This is a genomic window from Streptomyces dangxiongensis, assembly GCF_003675325.1.
Classification (GTDB): domain Bacteria; phylum Actinomycetota; class Actinomycetes; order Streptomycetales; family Streptomycetaceae; genus Streptomyces; species Streptomyces dangxiongensis.
Map to the genome: position 1 here is coordinate 2,286,951 of NZ_CP033073.1, position 17,661 is coordinate 2,304,611.

Annotated in this window: 12 protein-coding genes and 1 pseudogene; 4 read left to right on the forward strand and 9 right to left on the reverse strand. The window is 71.7% G+C overall.

The features are described 5' to 3' along the window. Positions 1 to 26 precede the first annotated feature (26 nt). The 3 genes from D9753_RS10060 to nsdA all read right to left on the reverse strand — a co-directional run bounded on the left by D9753_RS10060 (position 27) and on the right by nsdA (position 3,508). Positions 27 to 365, reverse strand: a complete 339-nt coding sequence (locus tag D9753_RS10060) for a P-II family nitrogen regulator (RefSeq protein ID WP_121786690.1) — start codon at positions 363 to 365, stop codon at positions 27 to 29. Then, on the reverse strand, positions 362 to 1,699 hold the full coding sequence (locus D9753_RS10065; protein WP_121786691.1) for an ammonium transporter: 1,338 nt from the start codon (positions 1,697 to 1,699) through the stop codon (positions 362 to 364). The genes D9753_RS10060 and D9753_RS10065 overlap by 4 nt, the downstream gene beginning before the upstream one ends. A gap of 330 nt (positions 1,700 to 2,029) precedes the next feature. Next, positions 2,030 to 3,508, reverse strand: a complete 1,479-nt coding sequence (gene nsdA, locus D9753_RS10070) for a transcriptional repressor NsdA (protein WP_121786692.1) — start codon at positions 3,506 to 3,508, stop codon at positions 2,030 to 2,032. Between the two features lie 457 nt (positions 3,509 to 3,965). On the opposite strand from nsdA, the gene D9753_RS10075 reads away from it, so the two are divergent. Beyond that, positions 3,966 to 4,622: a bifunctional DNA primase/polymerase gene (locus tag D9753_RS10075; RefSeq protein ID WP_121786693.1), complete on the forward strand. Its 657-nt coding sequence runs from the start codon at positions 3,966 to 3,968 to the stop codon at positions 4,620 to 4,622. Positions 4,623 to 4,766: 144 nt separating this feature from the next. Here the strand turns inward: D9753_RS10075 and ftsY are convergent, their stop codons facing one another. Further along, entirely contained in the window at positions 4,767 to 5,972 is a 1,206-nt protein-coding gene (gene ftsY, locus D9753_RS10080; RefSeq protein ID WP_121786694.1) for a signal recognition particle-docking protein FtsY, read from the reverse strand. Between the two features lie 170 nt (positions 5,973 to 6,142). Here ftsY and D9753_RS10085 point away from each other — a divergent pair. After that, positions 6,143 to 7,592, forward strand: a pseudogene (locus D9753_RS10085) (cytosine permease). 603 nt (positions 7,593 to 8,195) lie between these two features. Here the strand turns inward: D9753_RS10085 and D9753_RS10090 are convergent. From D9753_RS10090 to D9753_RS10110, 4 genes are all read right to left on the reverse strand, one after another. Then, the gene (locus tag D9753_RS10090; protein WP_121786695.1) at positions 8,196 to 9,614 is read right to left on the reverse strand and encodes a sugar porter family MFS transporter; all 1,419 of its coding nucleotides are present in this window, start codon (positions 9,612 to 9,614) and stop codon (positions 8,196 to 8,198) included. A 228-nt stretch (positions 9,615 to 9,842) separates the two neighbouring features. Beyond that, complete coding sequence (locus tag D9753_RS10095; RefSeq protein ID WP_121786696.1) at positions 9,843 to 13,664, reverse strand: AAA family ATPase; 3,822 nt, start codon at positions 13,662 to 13,664, stop codon at positions 9,843 to 9,845. A 243-nt stretch (positions 13,665 to 13,907) separates the two neighbouring features. After that, positions 13,908 to 14,111, reverse strand: a complete 204-nt coding sequence (locus D9753_RS10105; RefSeq protein ID WP_031167290.1) for a hypothetical protein — start codon at positions 14,109 to 14,111, stop codon at positions 13,908 to 13,910. A 369-nt stretch (positions 14,112 to 14,480) separates the two neighbouring features. Continuing rightward, positions 14,481 to 14,762, reverse strand: coding sequence for an acylphosphatase (locus tag D9753_RS10110; RefSeq protein ID WP_121786698.1), 282 nt, complete (start codon positions 14,760 to 14,762; stop codon positions 14,481 to 14,483). A gap of 211 nt (positions 14,763 to 14,973) precedes the next feature. Between D9753_RS10110 and D9753_RS10115 the strand changes: the two genes are divergently transcribed. Both D9753_RS10115 and D9753_RS10120 read left to right on the forward strand, forming a co-directional pair. Next, positions 14,974 to 16,206, forward strand: a complete 1,233-nt coding sequence (locus D9753_RS10115) for a CAP domain-containing protein (protein ID WP_121791001.1) — start codon at positions 14,974 to 14,976, stop codon at positions 16,204 to 16,206. Between the two features lie 76 nt (positions 16,207 to 16,282). Then, complete coding sequence (locus tag D9753_RS10120) at positions 16,283 to 16,696, forward strand: winged helix-turn-helix transcriptional regulator (RefSeq protein WP_163010665.1); 414 nt, start codon at positions 16,283 to 16,285, stop codon at positions 16,694 to 16,696. A 64-nt stretch (positions 16,697 to 16,760) separates the two neighbouring features. Here D9753_RS10120 and mutM read toward each other — a convergent pair whose 3' ends face one another. Continuing rightward, a complete protein-coding gene (gene mutM, locus D9753_RS10125) occupies positions 16,761 to 17,633 on the reverse strand; it encodes a bifunctional DNA-formamidopyrimidine glycosylase/DNA-(apurinic or apyrimidinic site) lyase (protein ID WP_121786700.1) in 873 nt (290 codons plus the stop codon). Positions 17,634 to 17,661: the final 28 nt, after the last annotated feature.

A 17,661-nucleotide genomic window follows, 5' to 3' on the forward strand; every position in this document is an offset into this window, starting at 1 on the left:
CCGTTCTTCCGTCGTGTGCGTCCGTGTCAGAGCGCGTCCGGCCCGCGCTCGCCCGTGCGGACCCGTACGGCCGTCTCGACCGGCAGCGACCACACCTTGCCGTCACCGATCTTGCCCGTACGGGCGGCCTTGACGACGACCTCGATCAGCTCCTCGGCGTCGTCGTCCTCGGCGAGGACCTCGATGCGGATCTTGGGGACGAGGTCGACGGTGTACTCGGCGCCGCGGTAGACCTCGGTGTGGCCCCGCTGCCGACCGTAGCCGCTGGCCTCGGTCACCGTCAGTCCGTGGACGCCGAATGCCTGTAGGGCCTCCTTGATCTCGTCGAGCCGGTGGGGCTTGACGACGGCCGTGATGAGCTTCATGCGTCCACCTTCCTGGTCTGCGCGGCGGCCTGGGCCGGGGCGGCGGTCGCGGTGACCCCGCCACCGGCGCCGCTGAAGTCGTATGCGGTCTCGGCGTGCTCCGCCTGGTCGATGCCGGAGACCTCCTCGTCCTCGGTGACCCGCATGCCGAGGGTCCGGTCGAGGAGGAAGGCGAGGACGGCGGAGACGATCAGCGAGTAGGCGAGGACCGCGAAGACGCCGGCGCACTGCTTCCAGAGCTGGGTGAAGGTGTGGTCGCCGTAGAAGACGCCCGTGGCGGCGGACTGGCCCTTGCCGGTGGCGAAGAAACCGATGAGCAGCGAGCCGATGATGCCGCCGACCATGTGGACGCCGACGACGTCGAGGGAGTCGTCGAAGCCGAACCGGAACTTCAGGCCGACGGCCGCGGCGCAGGCGACACCGGCGATGGCGCCGACGGCGATCGCGCCAAGCGGGGAGACAGCGCCGCCGGAGGGCGTGATGGCGACGAGACCGGCGACCGCGCCGGAGGCGGCGCCGAGCGTGGTGAAGGCGCCGTGGCGGATCTTCTCGTAGGCGAGCCAGGCCAGCATGGCGGCGGCGGTGGCGACCTGCGTGTTGACGAACATCAGCGCGCCGACGCCGTCGTCGTTGCCGAGCCAGGAGCCGGCGTTGAAGCCGAACCAGCCGAACCAGAGGAGACCGGCGCCGAGCATGACCAGCGGGAGGCTGTGCGGGCGCATCGGGTCCCGCTTGAAGCCGACGCGCCTGCCGATGACGAGGATGACACCGAGGGCCGCCGCACCGGCGTTGATGTGGACCGCCGTACCGCCCGCGAAGTCGATCACGCCCAGCTTGTAGGCCCAGCCGTCGGCGCCCCAGACCCAGTGGGCGACCGGCACGTAGACGACCGTGACCCACAGGGTGATGAAGAGCGCCCAGGCGGAGAACTTGACGCGGTCGGCGAGGGCGCCGCTGATCAGGGCCGGCGTGATGATCGCGAACATTAGCTGGAAGACCATGAAGACGTAGACCGGGATGGTGTAGCCGTCCCAGAGTTCCGTCAGCCCGATGTTGCTGAGCCCGAACCAGTCGGTGTTCCAGCCGATCAGCTTGTTGCCCGTGCCGAAGGCGAGGGAGAAGCCGTAGAGCACCCAGAGAATGGTGACGATCCCGAGGCTGATGAAGCTCATCATCAGCATGTTCAGGGTGCTCTTGACGCGGACCATGCCTCCGTAGAAGAAGGCCAGGCCCGGCGTCATGAGCATCACCAGGGCGGAACAGATGAGCATGAAGCCGGTGTTGGCGGACGACAGTCTGGGTGCGTCCGCCGCAAGCATGATGGCTGGTGCCATCGGCGTCTCCTCGTCGGTTGGTACGGCCCCGTGCGGGCGGTGCCTGAGCGGTCCGGTCGGTTGAGGGGTGGCCGGTTATGCGCCCTGAGACTGGCGCAGCGCGGTTTCCGTGGAAGCCCCTCGTTGTTTCGCCGGGGTGACGAAGACGCCGTGCGTGTTACGCGTCGGTGAAGTGCGGGATGCCCGGCCGCGGGATCGTCATCGTGGCGCGACCTTCTCCGGGCGGAGAAGAAACCGGCCGCGGCCGGCCTCTCGATGACCTGGCATGGGGGAGCCGAGTCGGGCAGTTCGGGAGGACCGGCCGCGGCCGGGGCATGTGTTCTCTCCGGGTCAGCCCGCCTCGGCGCTCTCGGGAAGATCGACGGCGAGCTTGCCGGCGAGGTCGACCACGGCGCCCAGGTCGCCGAAGTCGCGCACGGCCGTGTCGACCGTCTTTCGGATACGAGTGTTCACACGCTCGGAGCGGACCTTCTTGGCGATGTCCATGGCCCGTGCGGCGTAGAGCGTGCTCTCCTCGGGCTCTCGCTGGAGCAGGTGCACGGTGGCCACGCCGATGAGGTTGAGCGCGTAGGACCGCTGGTGCTCGGAGTCCTCGGCGAACAGCTCCACCGCCCGCCGCATGAGCGGCTCGGCGAGGGAGGCGTAGGTGGGGCTGCGGCCGGCGACATAGGCGAGGTCGCGGTAGGAGTGGGAGTTCTCGGCGTACAGCTCGGCCTCGGAGAAGAAGCGGATCCAGTCGGGGTCCGGCTCGTCCCACTCGTCGGCCTCGGCGAAGGTGTCCTCGGCCATGCGGACCGCGCGCTTGGTCCTGCCGGGCTGGCCCATGTTGGCGTAGGCGCGGGCCTCCATCGCATACAGCATGGACTGGGTGCGCGGGCTCGCGCAGTCGCGGCTGCCGTACTGGGCGAGGTGGATCAGCTCAAGGGCGTCCTCGGGCCGGCCGAGATGGATCATCTGGCGGCTCATGCTGGAGAGGATGTACGAGCCGAGCTGCTTGTCCCCGGCCTCCTTCGCGGCGTGCAGCGCGAGGACGAAGTACTTCTGCGCGGTGGGCTGGAGGCCGACGTCGTACGACATCCAGCCGGCCAGTTCGGCCAGTTCGGCGGCGACCTGGAACAGCTTGCGGGTGGTTGCCTCGGGCTGGGGTTCCTGGAGCAGGTCGGTGACCTCGTGGAGCTGGCCGACGACCGCCTTGCGGCGCAGGCCGCCGCCGCACTGGGCGTCCCACTGGCGGAACATGCGCGTGGTGGACTCCAGCAGGTCCAGCTCGGGCCGGGAGAGCCGGCCCGGCCTGCGGGAGTCGAGGGCGGACCGCGGTTCGGACGGGCCCGTGGCGCCCGGGACCGGCACGAGCCAGCGCTGCATGGGCTCGATGAGGGAGGGGCCCGCGGACAGCGCGAGGGAGGTGCCGAGGAAGCCACGCCGGGCGAGCATCAGGTCGCTGCGGGAGAACTCGCTGAGCAGGGCGACCGCCTGCGGGCCCGTCCAGGGCAGGTCGACACCGGAGGCGGCGGGTGACTGGCGGGCGGCGCGCAGGCCGAGGTCCTCGATGGAGACCACGCAGCCGAAGCGCTCGGAGAACAGCTCGGAGAGGATGCGCGGGATCGGTTCGCGCGGGTTCTCCCCGTCCAGCCAGCGCCGTACGCGCGAGGTGTCGGTGGAGATGTGGTTGGCACCCAACTGGCGCGCCCGGCGGTTCACTTGGCGGGCCAGCTCACCCTTGGACCAACCGCTGCGCACGAACCACGAGCCGAGCAGCTCGTTGGGGCGCTTGTCAGCGTTCGTCCCGCTACCGCCGTTGCCGCCCACTGGAACGCCCCCACTCCCTGAGACCACTTGTCGCCGAGTGCGCCAAGCCCTATCAGAATGCCGGTGAGGACGACCTCCCGTCCGCCGCTTCTCACCCTTCGAACGAGCCGACGACTTGCCTCCGGCATACCCACGGGTACATGCGCCCTCAGGACTCGCACACTCACAGTAATCCCCCGATCACGCGCCCAGCCACGGGAATCCCGGAAACGCCACCATTCGCCACCCCTTCGCATGAACTCACGGTCGCCTTGGCGCGATTGACTTGACACAGGACGAAGGGAAGCGGGCGAAGTGATGCACGCGGGGGCGCGTTCTCCGCGATGTGCCACCCGGTGCGCTTCCGAGCGCCGCCTTGCCCCCGGAGCGTCGGGGAGGGGCGAGCCGTAACGTTACGTTCCGCTTCCGTCTCGTTCCGTGGCGTGACCATCGGCGCGCACCACCCGTTGGAGGGGGCATGGGCTTCACGATCGGCGGCATCCGTGAGATCCGTTCCGGCGGGCGCCGGCGCGGCCGTTCCGCGGAGTGCACCGCCGTCGCCGAGTTCACCGGACTGTGGGGCTGGGACGTGGTGCCGGGGGCGCGGGCCGCGGCGGGTGCCTGTTCGTGCGGACGGCCCGACTGCCCGGCGCCGGGCGCCCACCCGCTGGGCTTCGCGCCGCCGGTGCCGGCCGGGGCCACGCTGGACGAGGTCGGCAAGGCCTGGGCCGAGTACCCGGGCGCCTCGGTGATGCTGCCGGTGGGCCGGGCGTTCGACGTCCTGGAAGTCTCCGAGGCGGCCGGCCGCCGCGCCCTGGTCCGCCTGGAGCGCATGGGACTCCCGCTCGGTCCGGTCACCGCCACCCCGGACGGCCGCGCCCACTTCTTCGTGGCACCCGGCTCCGCCGCGGACCTCCCCCGGCTGCTGTACCGCATGGGCTGGGACAACCCCGCCGCGCTGGACCTGCGCGGGCTCGGCCCGGGGGCGCACATCACCGCGCCGCCGTCCGACCGGGGCGGCCTGGGCCCGGTGCGATGGCTGCGCCCGCCCGCGCTGGACGCGGCGACGCGCCCGCCGGCGGCGCGGCTGCTGCTGGGCGCGCTGGCGTACGTGGCGCACCGGTCCCGGGCCTGACGCACCGCTCCCGGGCCCGACGCACCGCTTCCGGGCCCGACCGGCGGGCGCACAAGGCGAAGCGCCCGTCCCCGACTGCACCTCGGGGGCGGGCGCTTCTCATTTCTTCCGCGGCGGAGGACGATCCCCCGCCTCGGTCCTGCCCTAGTCGCCGATGAGCGCGTCCACGAACGCCTCCGGCTCGAACGGCGCGAGATCGTCCGCGCCCTCGCCGAGTCCGATCAGCTTCACGGGCACGCCCAGCTCGCGCTGGACCGCGACGACGATGCCGCCCTTGGCCGTGCCGTCCAGCTTGGTCAGCACGATGCCGGTGATGTTGACGACCTCGGCGAACACGCGGGCCTGCACCAGGCCGTTCTGGCCGGTGGTGGCGTCCAGGACGAGCAGCACCTCGTCCAGCGGCGCGTGCTTCTCCACCACGCGCTTGACCTTGCCCAGCTCGTCCATGAGGCCGGTCTTGGTGTGCAGGCGGCCGGCGGTGTCGATGAGGACGACGTCGACCCCCATCTCCTTGCCCTCCTTGACCGCGTCGAAGGCCACGGAGGCGGGGTCGCCGGCCTCGGGGCCGCGCACGGTGTGGGCGCCGACGCGCTCGCCCCAGGTCTGGAGCTGGTCGGCGGCGGCGGCCCGGAAGGTGTCGGCGGCACCCAGTACGACGGTGCGGCCGTCGGCGACCAGCACCCGGGCGAGCTTGCCGGTGGTGGTGGTCTTTCCGGTGCCGTTGACACCGACGACCATCACGATGCCCGGCCTGCGGCCCTCGGGTTCGGTCCTGACCGCCCGGTCGACGTCGGTGCCGACCAGGTTGAGCAGCTCCTCGCGCAGCAGGCCGCGCAACTCCACGGGGGTGCGGGTGCCGAGCACCCGCACGCGTTCGCGCAGCCGCTCGACCAGTTCCTGGGTGGGCTGCACACCGACGTCGGCGGTGAGCAGCGTGTCCTCGATCTCCTCCCAGGTGTCCTCGTCGAGGTGCTCGCGCGAGAGCAGCGTGAGCAGACCCTTGCCGAGGGCGTTCTGCGAGCGGGACAGGCGGGCGCGCAGCCGGATCAGCCGGCCTGCGGTGGGCTCCGGGATCTCGATCCCGACAGGAGCCTCGACTACGGGGGGTTCCTCGACGGCGACCGGTGCGGGGCCGCCCGGGAGATCCACCTCCTCGATCGTCCGGCGCGGTTCGTCGCGCGGCGTCTCGGCCTCGTCGCCGACGTGCGGCTCGGCCGGTGGCGCGGTGATGTCGGGCGTCTTCGGGGGCGGCGGAGGCAGCGGCTTGTGGCGCCGGCTGCCCACGATCAGCCCGCCGAGCGCGCCGAGCACGACCACGGCGATGACTACAGCAAGGATGACGGTTTCCATAACCCGACCAGTATCGGCCATGGGCAGCGCGGGGGCCCTGTTTGTGGCTTCCTCTGAGAGACAAACGCCACTTAACGCAAGGACTCGGAGCAAAGTACGATGGTGAGAGCGCTGTCCACGCGCGTAGAGTCCCCTCGTCCCCCTGTCCCCCCATGTCTGGCACCTCTTTCATGAGCAAAACCGTCGAGACCGAAGGCGCTCTCGAGACCCGCGGCATCGAGCAGGTCCCCGACCACGAGCGCACGGCGAGGACCCGCGAGCTGTTCCCCACCTGGGTCGGCGCGAACATCAGCGTGCTGCTGCTGACCATGGGCGCCAGCCTGGTCGTGGCCTACCACCTGAACATCTGGCAGGCGCTGGTCGTCGCCGTGGCCGCGCCGGTCGTGTCGTACGGCCTCGTCGGGCTGATCGGCATCGCGGGCAAGCGCGGCGGCGCACCCGGCATGGCACTGTCGCGCGCGGTCTTCGGACAGCGCGGCAACCTGCTGCCCGGTTCGCTGATCTGGGTCGCGCGCTGGGGCTGGGAGACGATCAACGCGGTGACCGGCGCCTACGCGATGCTGACCATCCTGGACATCCTGTTCGGCATCAGGGCCAACAGCGTGCTCGACATGGTGATGCTGCTGGCGTTCGTCGTCGCGACCTTCGTGATCTCCGGGCTCGGCATCAACGCCGTGCAGAAGTGCAACAAGTACGCGACCTACCTCTTCGGTGTCTTCTCCGTCCTGGTCCTCGGCTACCTGGTGGCGAACACCGACTGGTCGAGGGTGATGCACCACGGTGCCGGCTCCACGGCCTCGGTGATCACCGGCGTCGGCATGATCGCGGCGGGCGGCGTGAGCTGGATCCCGTCCGCGCCGGACTTCACCCGCTATCTGCCGCGCACGGCGTCCTCGAAGGCGATCGTGGGTACGGCGGTGGGCGGCGCCGGTGTCGTCGTCCTGCCCATGGTCCTGATGGGCGCGGTCATGGCGGTGTCCACGCCCGACCTGGCCTCGGCGACCGACCCCGTGTCCTTCCTCGGCGAGATCCTGCCGACATGGATCGCGGTGCCGTACCTGGTCATCGCGCTGATCGGCATGCTGCTGATCAACTCGATGTCGATGTACTCGGCGGGCTTCACCGCGCAGACCCTCGGCTTCAAGGTGCCGCGGCACTGGGCCGTCTCGGTCAACGCCGTGATCTCGCTGATCTTCGGCGGCGTGCTGATGCTGGTGGCGACGAGCTTCATGGGCTCCTTCATCGCCTTCCTGTCCCTGCTCGCGGTCGCCTTCTCCGCCTGGGTCGGCGTCTTCGGCGCGGACATGCTGCGCCGCACGGAGTACGACGGCCGGGCCATGACCGACACCACGCGCACCAGCGCCTACTGGTACCGGGGCGGCTTCTCCCCCCGCGGCCGTGGCGGCGTGGGCGATCGGTCTGCTGTCGGGGCTGATGTTCACCACGTCCGACTGGTTCACCGGCCCGCTCGCGAGGAACAACGTGATCGGCGAGTACGGCCTCGGCTGGGTGGCGACGATCGTGATCTCCGGTGTGCTGTACCTGGTGCTGCCGAAGCCGGCGGTCGAGCGCCCGGCGGACAGCACGCCCGCGCCGCAGCCCGAGACCCTGACCGTCTGACCCCGACCGGCTGACCCTGGCCGGCCGGCCGGCGCCGCACTGCCCGTCGTCCCCCTCCACCGAGCCGTACCGGAGGGGGACTTCGCATGCCCGCCGCGGTGGTCGGCGCGGTCGCACGCCCCGCGGTCGTACGCCCCGATCCCGGACCGCCGTTGCCGCCGAGCGCGCACCCTCGGGTACGGCGGCGCCGGGCACCCGGACCGATACCGGCGCGGGAGGGGTGGACGGGTGGTGGCCGGGGTCCGCCGTTGACCGCGGAGTGGCTGCCGTCCTCGCCCGGCAGGCTGACCCTGCCGACCGACGGACCGTGCCTCCGCGCCGCCCCCGGGAGACCGACACCAGGGACTCCGGCTCCTGCCGCTTTCGGTTCGGCGGCTTCAGCGGCTCCGGTTCCGGCGGCTCCGGCGGCTCCGACAGCTTCGGCGGCTCCGGTTCCCGCGGCCCGTGCGGTTCCGGCTCCGGTTCCCGCTGCGGTGGGCCGGACAGCGCACCGCCGCCCCCGGTCCGGGCGGTGGCCGGGCCGGGGGCGGCGGACGGTACGGGGAGAGGGGCAGCGGGGACTTGGCCCTTCTCCCCGAGTTCGGGGGTGCCTCGTCGCGAGGCTCAGCCCATCTCCTCCAGGGTCTTGCCCTTCGTCTCCTTGACGAACTTGAGGACGAACGGGATGGAGAGCGCGGCGAAGACCGTGTAGATCACGTACGTGCCCGAGAGGTTCCAGTCGGCCAGGGACGGGAAGCTCGCGGTGATGGCCCAGTTGGCGATCCACTGCGCGGCGGCGGCCACACCGAGGGCGGCGGCGCGGATCCGGTTCGGGAACATCTCACCGAGGAAGACCCAGACCACCACGCCCCAGGAGAGGGCGAAGAAGAGGACGAACACGTGGGCGGCGATCAGGGCGACCCAGCCCTGCGTGGCGGGCAGCTTGCCGCCGACGAGGTCGTAGGAGAACGCCCAGGCCTCCAGTGCGAGGCCCACGACCATGCCGACCGAACCGATGAGGGCGAGCGGCTTGCGGCCGACGCGGTCGACGAAGATCATCGCGATCACGGTGCCGACGATGTTGATGATCGACGTCGTGAACGAGTAGAGGAACGAGTCCGACGGGTCGACGCCGACCGACTGCCACAGCGTCGAGGAGTAGTAGAACGCGACGTTGATGCCGACGAACTGCTGGAAGACCGACAGGCCGATACCGATCCAGACGATCGGCTTGAAGAAGAAGCCGCCGCCGAGCAGGTCCTTGAACGTGGACTTGTGCTCGCTCTTCATCGCGTGCTCGATCTCGGCGACGCGGGCGTTCAGGTCGACGTCCTTGCCCTCGACCTCGGCGAGGATCGCGCGGGCGCGCTCACGCTTGCCGACGGAGAGCAGGAAGCGGGGGGACTCGGGAATCGCGAAGGAGAGCAGGCCGTACAGGACGGCCGGGACGACCATCACGCCGAGCATGACCTGCCAGGCCTCCAGGCCCATCAGCTTGCCGCGCTGGTCGCCGCCGGCGGCGTTCAGCAGGCCCCAGTTGACGAGCTGGGAGATGGCGATGCCGATGACGATCGCGGCCTGCTGGAAGGAGCCGAGCCGGCCGCGGTAGGCGGGCGGGGCGACCTCGGCGATGTAGGCGGGGCCGATGACGGAGGCCATGCCGATGGCGAAACCGCCGATGACGCGCCAGAAGGCGAGGTCCCACAGCGCGAAGGGCAGCGCGGAGCCGACGGCGCTGATGGTGAAGAGGACGGCGGCGATCTGCATGCACCGGATGCGGCCGATCCGGTCGGCTATGCGGCCGGCGGTGGCGGCACCGATGGCGCAGCCGATCAGGGCGATCGCGATGACCTGGGCGAGGGCCGCCGAACCGACGTCGTAGCGGCTGCGGATGGCCTCGACGGCACCGTTGATGACGGAGCTGTCGTAACCGAACAGGAAACCGCCCATGGCAGCCGCCGCCGCGATGAAGATGACATGACCGAGATGATCGGGATGAGCCGTCCTGGCTCCTGACTGAGGTGCCTGCGCTGTGCTGGTCACGGAAAACTCCTCGGGCCGCGGCAACGCTGCCGGGGTGGGGTAGATCCCTTCCAGGTATCCAGTGGGGCACATGTTCACACCACTCACACCTGAAGGTAAAAGCAACGTTGCAGAGACTATGCCTTCAAGTTCCGAAGTCAATAGGCCGATGACTGTGAGCTTTGAGATACAAGTAGGCGCTCTGTATTCAAGAAGTGAACTCTCAGTCAGTTGATCTTGGAAAGAGGGCTACCGAAGGCGCTGGGAAATGACCTTCGACACACCGTCGCCCTGCATGGACACGCCGTACAGCGCGTCGGCGACCTCCATCGTGCGCTTCTGGTGCGTGATCACGATGAGCTGCGAGGCCTCCTGCAGCTCCCGCATGATCCCGATCAGCCGCTGGAGGTTGGTGTCGTCCAGCGCGGCCTCGACCTCGTCCATGACGTAGAACGGACTCGGCCGGGCCTTGAAGATCGACACGAGCAGCGCGACGGCCGTCAGCGACCGTTCGCCGCCCGACAGCAGGGACAGCCGCTTGACCTTCTTGCCCGGCGGACGCGCCTCGACGTCCACGCCCGTGCTGAGCATGTTGCCGGGGTCGGTCAGCACCAGGCGGCCCTCACCGCCGGGGAACAGCCGGCCGAAGACGCCCTCGAACTCGCGGGCGGTGTCCCGGTAGGCCTCGGTGAAGACCTGCTCGACGCGCTCGTCGACCTCCTTGACCACCTGCAGCAGGTCGGCGCGGGTCTTCTTCAGGTCCTCCAGTTGCTCGCTGAGGAACTTGTGCCGCTCCTCCAGCGCCGCGAACTCCTCCAGCGCCAGCGGGTTGACCTTGCCCAACTGCTGGTACGCCCGCTCGGCCGCCTTCAGCCGCTTCTCCTGCTCGGCGCGCGCGAAGGGGCGCGGCTGGTTCCGGGGATGCTCGGGGTCGTCCGGCAGCGTCTCGCCGTCGGCGGGGGGCGAGGGCGGCACGAGCTGGTGCGGCCCGTACTCCGTCACCAGCCCCTCCGGCTCCACCCCCAGCTCCTCCAGCGCCCGGCTCTCCAACTGCTCGATACGCAGCCGCTTCTCGGCTCCGAGCACCTCGCCGCGGTGGACCGAGTCCGTCAGCTTGTCGAGTTCGGCCTTCAGGTCGCGTCCCGCGGTCCGGGCGGCGGTCAGCTCCTCCTCACGCCGTGCCCTGGCGGTCTCGGCCGCGGCGCGCTCCTGCTCGGCGCGGGACAGGGAGACCTCGACGTGCGCGAGCAGGCAGCGGGCCCCGGAGGCGACCGCTCCCGCGACGGCCGCCTCGTGCCGCAACCGGGCCCGGCGCTGCTCGGCACGCGCGCGTGCCTCGCGTTCCGCCCGGGCCGCCCGGTCCAGCGCGTCGGCCCGCCCGGCGAGCCCCTTGACCCGCTCCTCGTGCGTACGGACCTGGAGCCGGGCCTCCATCTCCGTCTGCCGCGCGTTGGCGCCGTCGGCGGCGAGCCGGTCCCGCACGGCGGTGTCCGGCTCCTCCTCGACCGGCATCTCCTCGGCCACCGCCAGCCGTTCGGCCAGCTCCTCGGCCTCCTGCACGGCCCTCTCCGACGCCTCCTGCGCGCGTGCCGCCGCCGCGGCGGACCGCTCCGCCTCCCCTGCGGCGCCGCGCGCCTGCCCGGCGAGCCGGCCCAACTGCTGGGCGACCCCGGACTTCTCCCGGTCGGCGGCCCGGCGCCGCTCCCCCAGCTCCTCGACGAGGGCCGCCGCCGCCGTACGCCGCTCGGCCGCGACCCGCTGCTCCTCGGCCAGCGCCGCGCAGCGCACCGCCAGTTCCGCCAGCTCGGCGGCGGCCTCGTCCACGGAGGCCTGCACCTCCAGCAGACTGGGCGCCCCGGCCGAACCGCCGTGCGCGAAGTGGGCCCCGAGCAGATCGCCCTCGGCGGTGACGGCGGTCAGCTCCGGGCAGGCGTGCACCAGTGCCTCGGCGTCCTCCAGGCCGTCCACGACGACGATCCCCCGCAGCAGCCGGCGTACGGCGGGCATGAGTTCACCGGGACCACGGACGAGATCGGCGGCATGGAGCAACGCACCGGACCGCCCACCGGACCGAACGGGAACCCTGTGGACAGCGGGGCCGGCGGACTCGGTGCGAGGGATGCCACCGTCAGCGGACTCCGCACCGGGGACGGCAGGGCCGGCCGACTCCACGCGGGGGGTGCCACGGTCGCCGGAGGCGGCACGGTCGGCGGGCTGGACACCTAGCGTGGCACGGTCGGCGGACTCGGCACCGGGGACGGCAGGGGCGATCGACTCCGCACCGGGGGTGTGGGACGTGGGTGGGGTGGCCCGGGGGGTGTGGTCGGCCGGCGGGGTGGGTGGCTGCTCCGGGGGGCCGGCCAGCAGGAGTGCCGCGCGGCCGCCGTCCTGCTTGCGCAGCAGGCGGAGCGCCTCGGCCGCCGACGCCGGGGAGGTCACGGCGATCGCGTCCGCCGCCACGCCGAAGGCTGCGGCGAGGGCGGCCTCGTGGCCGGGGGTCACCGTCAGCAGTTCCGCAGCCGGACCCAGCACTCCGGTCAGCAGGTCCCGGGCCCCGAGCAGTATGCCGGTGCCGTCCTTGCGCCTGAGGCCGAGCGCCAGCGCCTCGTGGCGGGCCTGGGTCGCGGCGCGCCGGCGTTCGGCCGTGGTGACAGCCTCGCGGGCAGCGGCGAGGGCGGTCTCCGCCTCCGCGAGCCGCCCTCTGGCCGCCTCGTGCTGCTCGGCGAGGTCCGCGTCGCCGGCGTCGAGGCCGTCGACCTCGGCCTTCAGGGCCTCGTACTCCTCCTGCGCCCGGACCGCGCGCTCCCGCGCCTCGTCGCGGGCGGTGGCCAGCCGGTCGATCTCGGCCTGCGCGGAGGCGGCGCGGGAGCGGGCGGCGTTGACCTGCCCGGACAGTTGGGCCAGGCCCTCGCGGCGGTCGGCGATGGCGCGGGCCACGTCCTTCAGCCGGCGCTCCTCCACAGCAAGCTCGCGCTCCAGTTCGGCACGGTGGGCGACCGTGTCGTCCAGGGCCCGCTGCGCCGCCTCCAGGGCCGCCTCCAGCTCGGCCTCCTGCTCGCGGATGCGGGCGGCCTCGCGTTCCAGGTCCTCGGGATCCCGGCCGCGCCGTTCCTCGGGGGGCGCGGAGGTGGCGCTGTGCACGCGGGCGTCGGCCAGCGAGATGGTGCCGCGTACACGTTCGGCAAGCTGGGACAGCTCGTACCAGGTCTGCTGGGCCCGCTTGAGGCGGGGGGTGAGCCGCCGTACCTCGTCCTCCAGCAGCGCCTCGCGGCGCAGGGCCTCGCTCAGCTCCTGCTCGGCGGTCTCCTTGCGTTCCTTCAGGGCCGCCTCGTCGGCGATCTCGGCCCGAAGGGCCTCGCGAAGTCGGACGAGGTCGTCGGCGAGCAGGCGCAGGCGCGCGTCCCGGAGGTCGGCCTGGATGACGGCGGCCCGGCGCGCGACCGCCGCCTGGCGGCCCAGGGGCTTGAGCTGGCGGCGCAGCTCGTCCGTCAGGTCCTGCACGCGCGCGAGGTTGGGCCGCATCGCGTCGAGCTTGCGGAGCGCCTTCTCCTTGCGCTTGCGGTGCTTGAGGACGCCGGCCGCCTCCTCGATGAAGGCGCGGCGGCCCGTCGGATCGGCGTGCAGGACGGAGTCGAGCTGGCCCTGGCCGACGATGACGTGCATCTCGCGGCCGATACCGGAGTCGGAAAGGAGTTCCTGGATGTCCAGGAGACGGCAGGTGTCGCCGTTGAGCTGGTACTCGCTGCCACCGTTGCGGAACATGATCCGCGTGATGGTGACCTCGGCGTACTCGATGGGCAGCGCGCCGTCGGAGTTGTCGATGGTCAGGGACACCTCGGCGCGGCCGAGCGGCGGGCGCCCGGTGGTGCCGGCGAAGATGACGTCCTCCATCTTGCCGCCGCGCAGCGACTTCGCGCCCTGCTCGCCCATGACCCAGCTCAGCGCGTCCACGACGTTGGACTTGCCCGAGCCGTTCGGACCGACGACGCACGTGATCCCGGGTTCGAACCGGAGCGTGGTGGCGGAGGCGAACGACTTGAACCCGCGGAGGGTCAGGGCCTTGAGGTGCACGCCGCTGGACTTTACCCGCCGCCGCTATCTCACTCCACGGACACTCGCAACCCCACGGTTTCGCCATTGAACGGGCAGGGCACACCAGACGTTAAGAGGGTGAAACGATGCGTGGGGAAAGAAAGAAGGGACGCCGAGGCGTCCCTTGCAGTTCCGACGGCTGGGTCGCAGCCGTCCGACCAACTGAGCGGTTGATACGGGCAGCTCGTTCGCTGTCACCGCTGTTCTGGAGCGATGCAGCTATCAGGTGAGCGCAGGCTCCGCCTGGTGTGCGTCGATGCTCTCCATGATCCTGTCCTGAGAGGCGGCAGCCGACAGCGCTTCGTTCTCGGCCTGGATCCGTACCAGCTCGGACTCCAGGTCCTGGACGCGCTGCTGCAACCGTCGCATCTCGGCGAGGAGTCGAGGGTCGGAGCCGCCGACGTAACCGAGAAGCGCCTTTGCCATGATGGATGGTCCTCCACAATGAGTGACCGACCGATGCGGTGTGGGTCGTGAGGGATTCGCACCCGCGGTGCTTGGCACATCCGAGTGTTGCCCTGGTGTTGCTCCATGCCAAACAGCTAAGGTGCGCGGGGCTTTCAGCGTCTCACCAAAAAGTTTGACGGTCAACACGATCACGCCCTGTATCGGCGGGCGAACCGGGGCGCGCGACCGGCGATCCGGCGGCGCTGCGACTCCTCCGGGCCCTCAGGGCGTGGCGACCAGCAGTACCTGCGGAGCCTGCCATGCCGGGCCGATATTGGCAACCACCAGGCGGTTTCCGCTTCCCGTGGGCACCCGCGGAGGCGGGCCGCGGGTCCGTGCGCAACGGGCTCAGCGGATCGCGAACCCCTCGTAACCACCCCGCGGTGTGTCCCAGATCTCGGTGACACCGTCCACGCGTCCGGGCGTGTCGGCTCCCTGGAGCCAGTCCAGCAGTCCCTCGCAGCGCTCCCGGGCCCCCTCGGCGACCACCTGGACCCGGCCGTCGGCCAGATTGAGAGCAAAACCACTCAGGCCGCCGATCTCCAGCGCCCTGGCACGCGTGAACCAGCGGAAACCCACGCCCTGCACGTGTCCACGGACCCAGGCGACCAGTCGTACTTCCTCACTCATGGCTGCAACCTAACGGGCCGAGGTCGTGCGGGACACGTCGTCCCCCAGCGGCATGGGGTACCGTCCCGACCCAATGAATCGCATATGAAACTCACTCGATCGAGTGAGTCGGGTGGGCCAGCGGGAGTCACTCGCCACGGATCGGCGGCCGGACAGGCACGCGCCGTGCGGGCACCGGTCCGACCGCGAGCACGAGGAAGAGGGCAAGGACATGGGACGCCACCGACGCTCAGCCGCCGGCCGCGCCGCCACGGGCCGCGCCACGGGGGACGACCGCACGCAGCCGTCCGGCACCGGGAGCGGCGACGACCGTCACCCGTCCGCGGGGCGGCGTCCGGTACCCATGGGCATCGCTCCCTATCTGAACCCGGAGGCCTACGCCGAGGCCACCGCGAGGGCCCAGGCCTACCTGTACTCGACCGACGACGGCTCCGCACCGGCCGCGCCGGAGTACGACCCCACGCCGTCCACGTCGGCGTTCCCGTCCGGTCATCCCCTCGGCGGGTCGACGCCGCCCGGCGGGCCTTCCCACGGCCGGCGGCGCGGCAAGAAGGCCGCGCGGCCGGTGCGCGCGGGCCTGCTCGGGGTGTCCGCGGCCGTCGCCCTCGGCACGGTCGCGGTGGCCACGGGTGTGATGCCGGGTCTGGAGCACTACCAGCTCGGCGGCGGCACCCACACCACCGGCGGGGAACAAGTGCAGGCCGTCGGCACGCCCAGCAACACGGCCAGCGAGCAGGGCGGCACCTCTGGCACCGCCGAGAGCCGGGACGGCGGCACGGCTCACCGGGGCACCGGGCACACCCCGTCGCCGATCCCCTCCGCCTCCGCCTCCACACCCGCCTCCGCCTCCGCCTCTCCGTCGAAGCCGGCGGCCTCCCGCACGCCGGCCCCCTCCGAGCCGGCGGCCTCCCAGACGCCGGCCCCCTCGAAGACGGCCGCCAGGAAGCCGGCCCCGCGCACGACGCCCAAGGCGACGCCGTCCACGTCGGCCGAGCCCAGCGGCACCCCGTCGCACAAGGTCACCGAGGCCCCGACGCCGGCCTCCCCGCCGGTGACGGTGTCGACGGAGGCCGCCGCCGCGGCCCAGGTGCTGAAGCTGGTCAACGACGAGCGGGCGAAGGCCGGTTGCAGCCCGCTGTCGGCGAACTCCTCGCTGACCTCACTGGCCGGGGTGTTCAGCGACGACATGGCCGCGCGCGGATTCTTCGACCACACCGACCCGGACGGCCGCACACCGGGGGACCGGGCCGCGCGGGCCGGCATCACCGACCTCGGCGGCGAGAACATAGCCCGCGGCCAGACGGACGCGGCGGCCGTGGTGCGGGCGTGGATGGACAGTCCCGGCCACCGCGCCAACATACTGAACCCCGACTTCAAGACCCTCGGCGTCGGCGTCCACTTCGGCCCGGGCGGCCCGTGGTGGACACAGGACTTCGGCTACTGAGCCGCGGCCCCTACAGTCGCTAACCTTCAGTCAGCGCAACCTGCTGGTGAGCGCTGTGCTGGCGTACGCTGGTGGGATGAGCGGTACGAGCGCCACCACCGGGGAAGCCACTGCGGACCACGAGGACCTCGCCTTCGACGTCTTCGCCAGGGCCTGCCCGTCGCGCGGGACGCTGGAGCACGTCACGGGCCGCTGGGGCGGACTGACGCTCGGCGCGCTGTACGAGGGCTCGCTGCGCTTCAACGAGCTGCGCCGCCGCGTCGACGGGGTGAGCGAGAAGATGCTGTCCCAGACGCTGCACGCGCTGGAGCGCGACGGCCTGGTGCACCGCGAGGCCCAGCCGACCAACCCGCCCCGCGTGGACTACGAACTGACCCCTCTGGGCCGCCGGGTCGCCGAGCGGCTGCTCGCGCTCATCCACTGCGTGGAGGGCGCCATGGACGACGTACTGGCGGCGCGCTCGGCGTACGACGCCCGGCGGCCGGCGTAGCCTGGCGACCTCACTCCCCGTCGAAGTCACTCCCCGCCGAAGCCGCGCGTCCTGTCCGGGCCGCTCAGCTCCGGCCGGGCGCGTCGGTGCGGGGGGCCCGCTGGCAGGCCGGGCAGAAGTAGCTGGAGCGGTTCATCCAGGGGCGGCGGCGGATGGGGGTGCCGCAGCGGCGGCAGGGCTCGCCCTCGCGGCCGTACGCGTCCAGGGAGCGGTCGAAGTAGCCGGACTCGCCGTTGACGTTGACGTACAGGCTGTCGAAGCTGGTGCCGCCGACCGCCAGGGCCGCGTTCATCACGTCCCGCACGTGGCCGAGCAGTTCGGCGGTGACGGGGCGGGTGAGGCGGGCCGTCGGGCGTTCGTAGTGGATGCGGGCACGCCACAGCGCCTCGTCCGCGTAGATGTTGCCGACGCCGCTGATCAGCGACTGGTCCAGCAGGGCCCGCTTGATGGTGGTCCGCTTGCGGCGCAGCGCCTGGTGGAAGGCCTCGTCGTCGAAGAGCGGGTCCAGGGGGTCGCGGGCGATGTGCGCGATGACGTCGGGCAGGCCGTCGGGAGTGTTGTCGTGCAACGACAGCCCCCCGAAGGTGCGCTGGTCGACGAAGCGGAGTTCGGTGCCGAGGGAGTCGGCGAAGCGGACGCGGACGCGCAGGTGCTTCTCGTCGGGCGCGGTGTGCGGCTGGACCAGCAGTTGGCCGCTCATGCCCAGGTGTGCGAGGACCGACTGGTGCGTCTCCTCCAGCGGCAGCCACAGGTACTTGCCGCGCCGGCGCGGGACGCCGATGTGGTGGCCCCGCAGCCGGTGCGCGAAATCATCGGGGCCGGCCAGGTGCCGGCGGACGGCACGCGGGTGCAGCACCTCGGTCTCGGCGACGGTGCGGTGGGCGACCCAGCGTTCCAGGCCACGCCGGACGACCTCTACTTCGGGCAGCTCGGGCACGGGGTTCCTCGTCAGATCTGCGGGCAGC

Bases quoted from the DNA above. Each gene is read 5' to 3' on its own strand.
- D9753_RS10060 (WP_121786690.1), bottom strand. From the start codon at position 365: ATGAAGCTCATCACGGCCGTCGTCAAGCCCCACCGGCTCGACGAGATC.
- D9753_RS10065 (WP_121786691.1), bottom strand. From the start codon at position 1,699: ATGGCACCAGCCATCATGCTTGCGGCGGACGCACCCAGACTGTCGTCC.
- D9753_RS10075 (WP_121786693.1), top strand. From the start codon at position 3,966: ATGGGCTTCACGATCGGCGGCATCCGTGAGATCCGTTCCGGCGGGCGC.
- ftsY (WP_121786694.1), bottom strand. From the start codon at position 5,972: ATGGAAACCGTCATCCTTGCTGTAGTCATCGCCGTGGTCGTGCTCGGC.
- D9753_RS10105 (WP_031167290.1), bottom strand. From the start codon at position 14,111: ATGGCAAAGGCGCTTCTCGGTTACGTCGGCGGCTCCGACCCTCGACTC.
- D9753_RS10110 (WP_121786698.1), bottom strand. From the start codon at position 14,762: ATGAGTGAGGAAGTACGACTGGTCGCCTGGGTCCGTGGACACGTGCAG.
- D9753_RS10115 (WP_121791001.1), top strand. From the start codon at position 14,974: ATGGGACGCCACCGACGCTCAGCCGCCGGCCGCGCCGCCACGGGCCGC.
- D9753_RS10120 (WP_163010665.1), top strand. From the start codon at position 16,283: ATGAGCGGTACGAGCGCCACCACCGGGGAAGCCACTGCGGACCACGAG.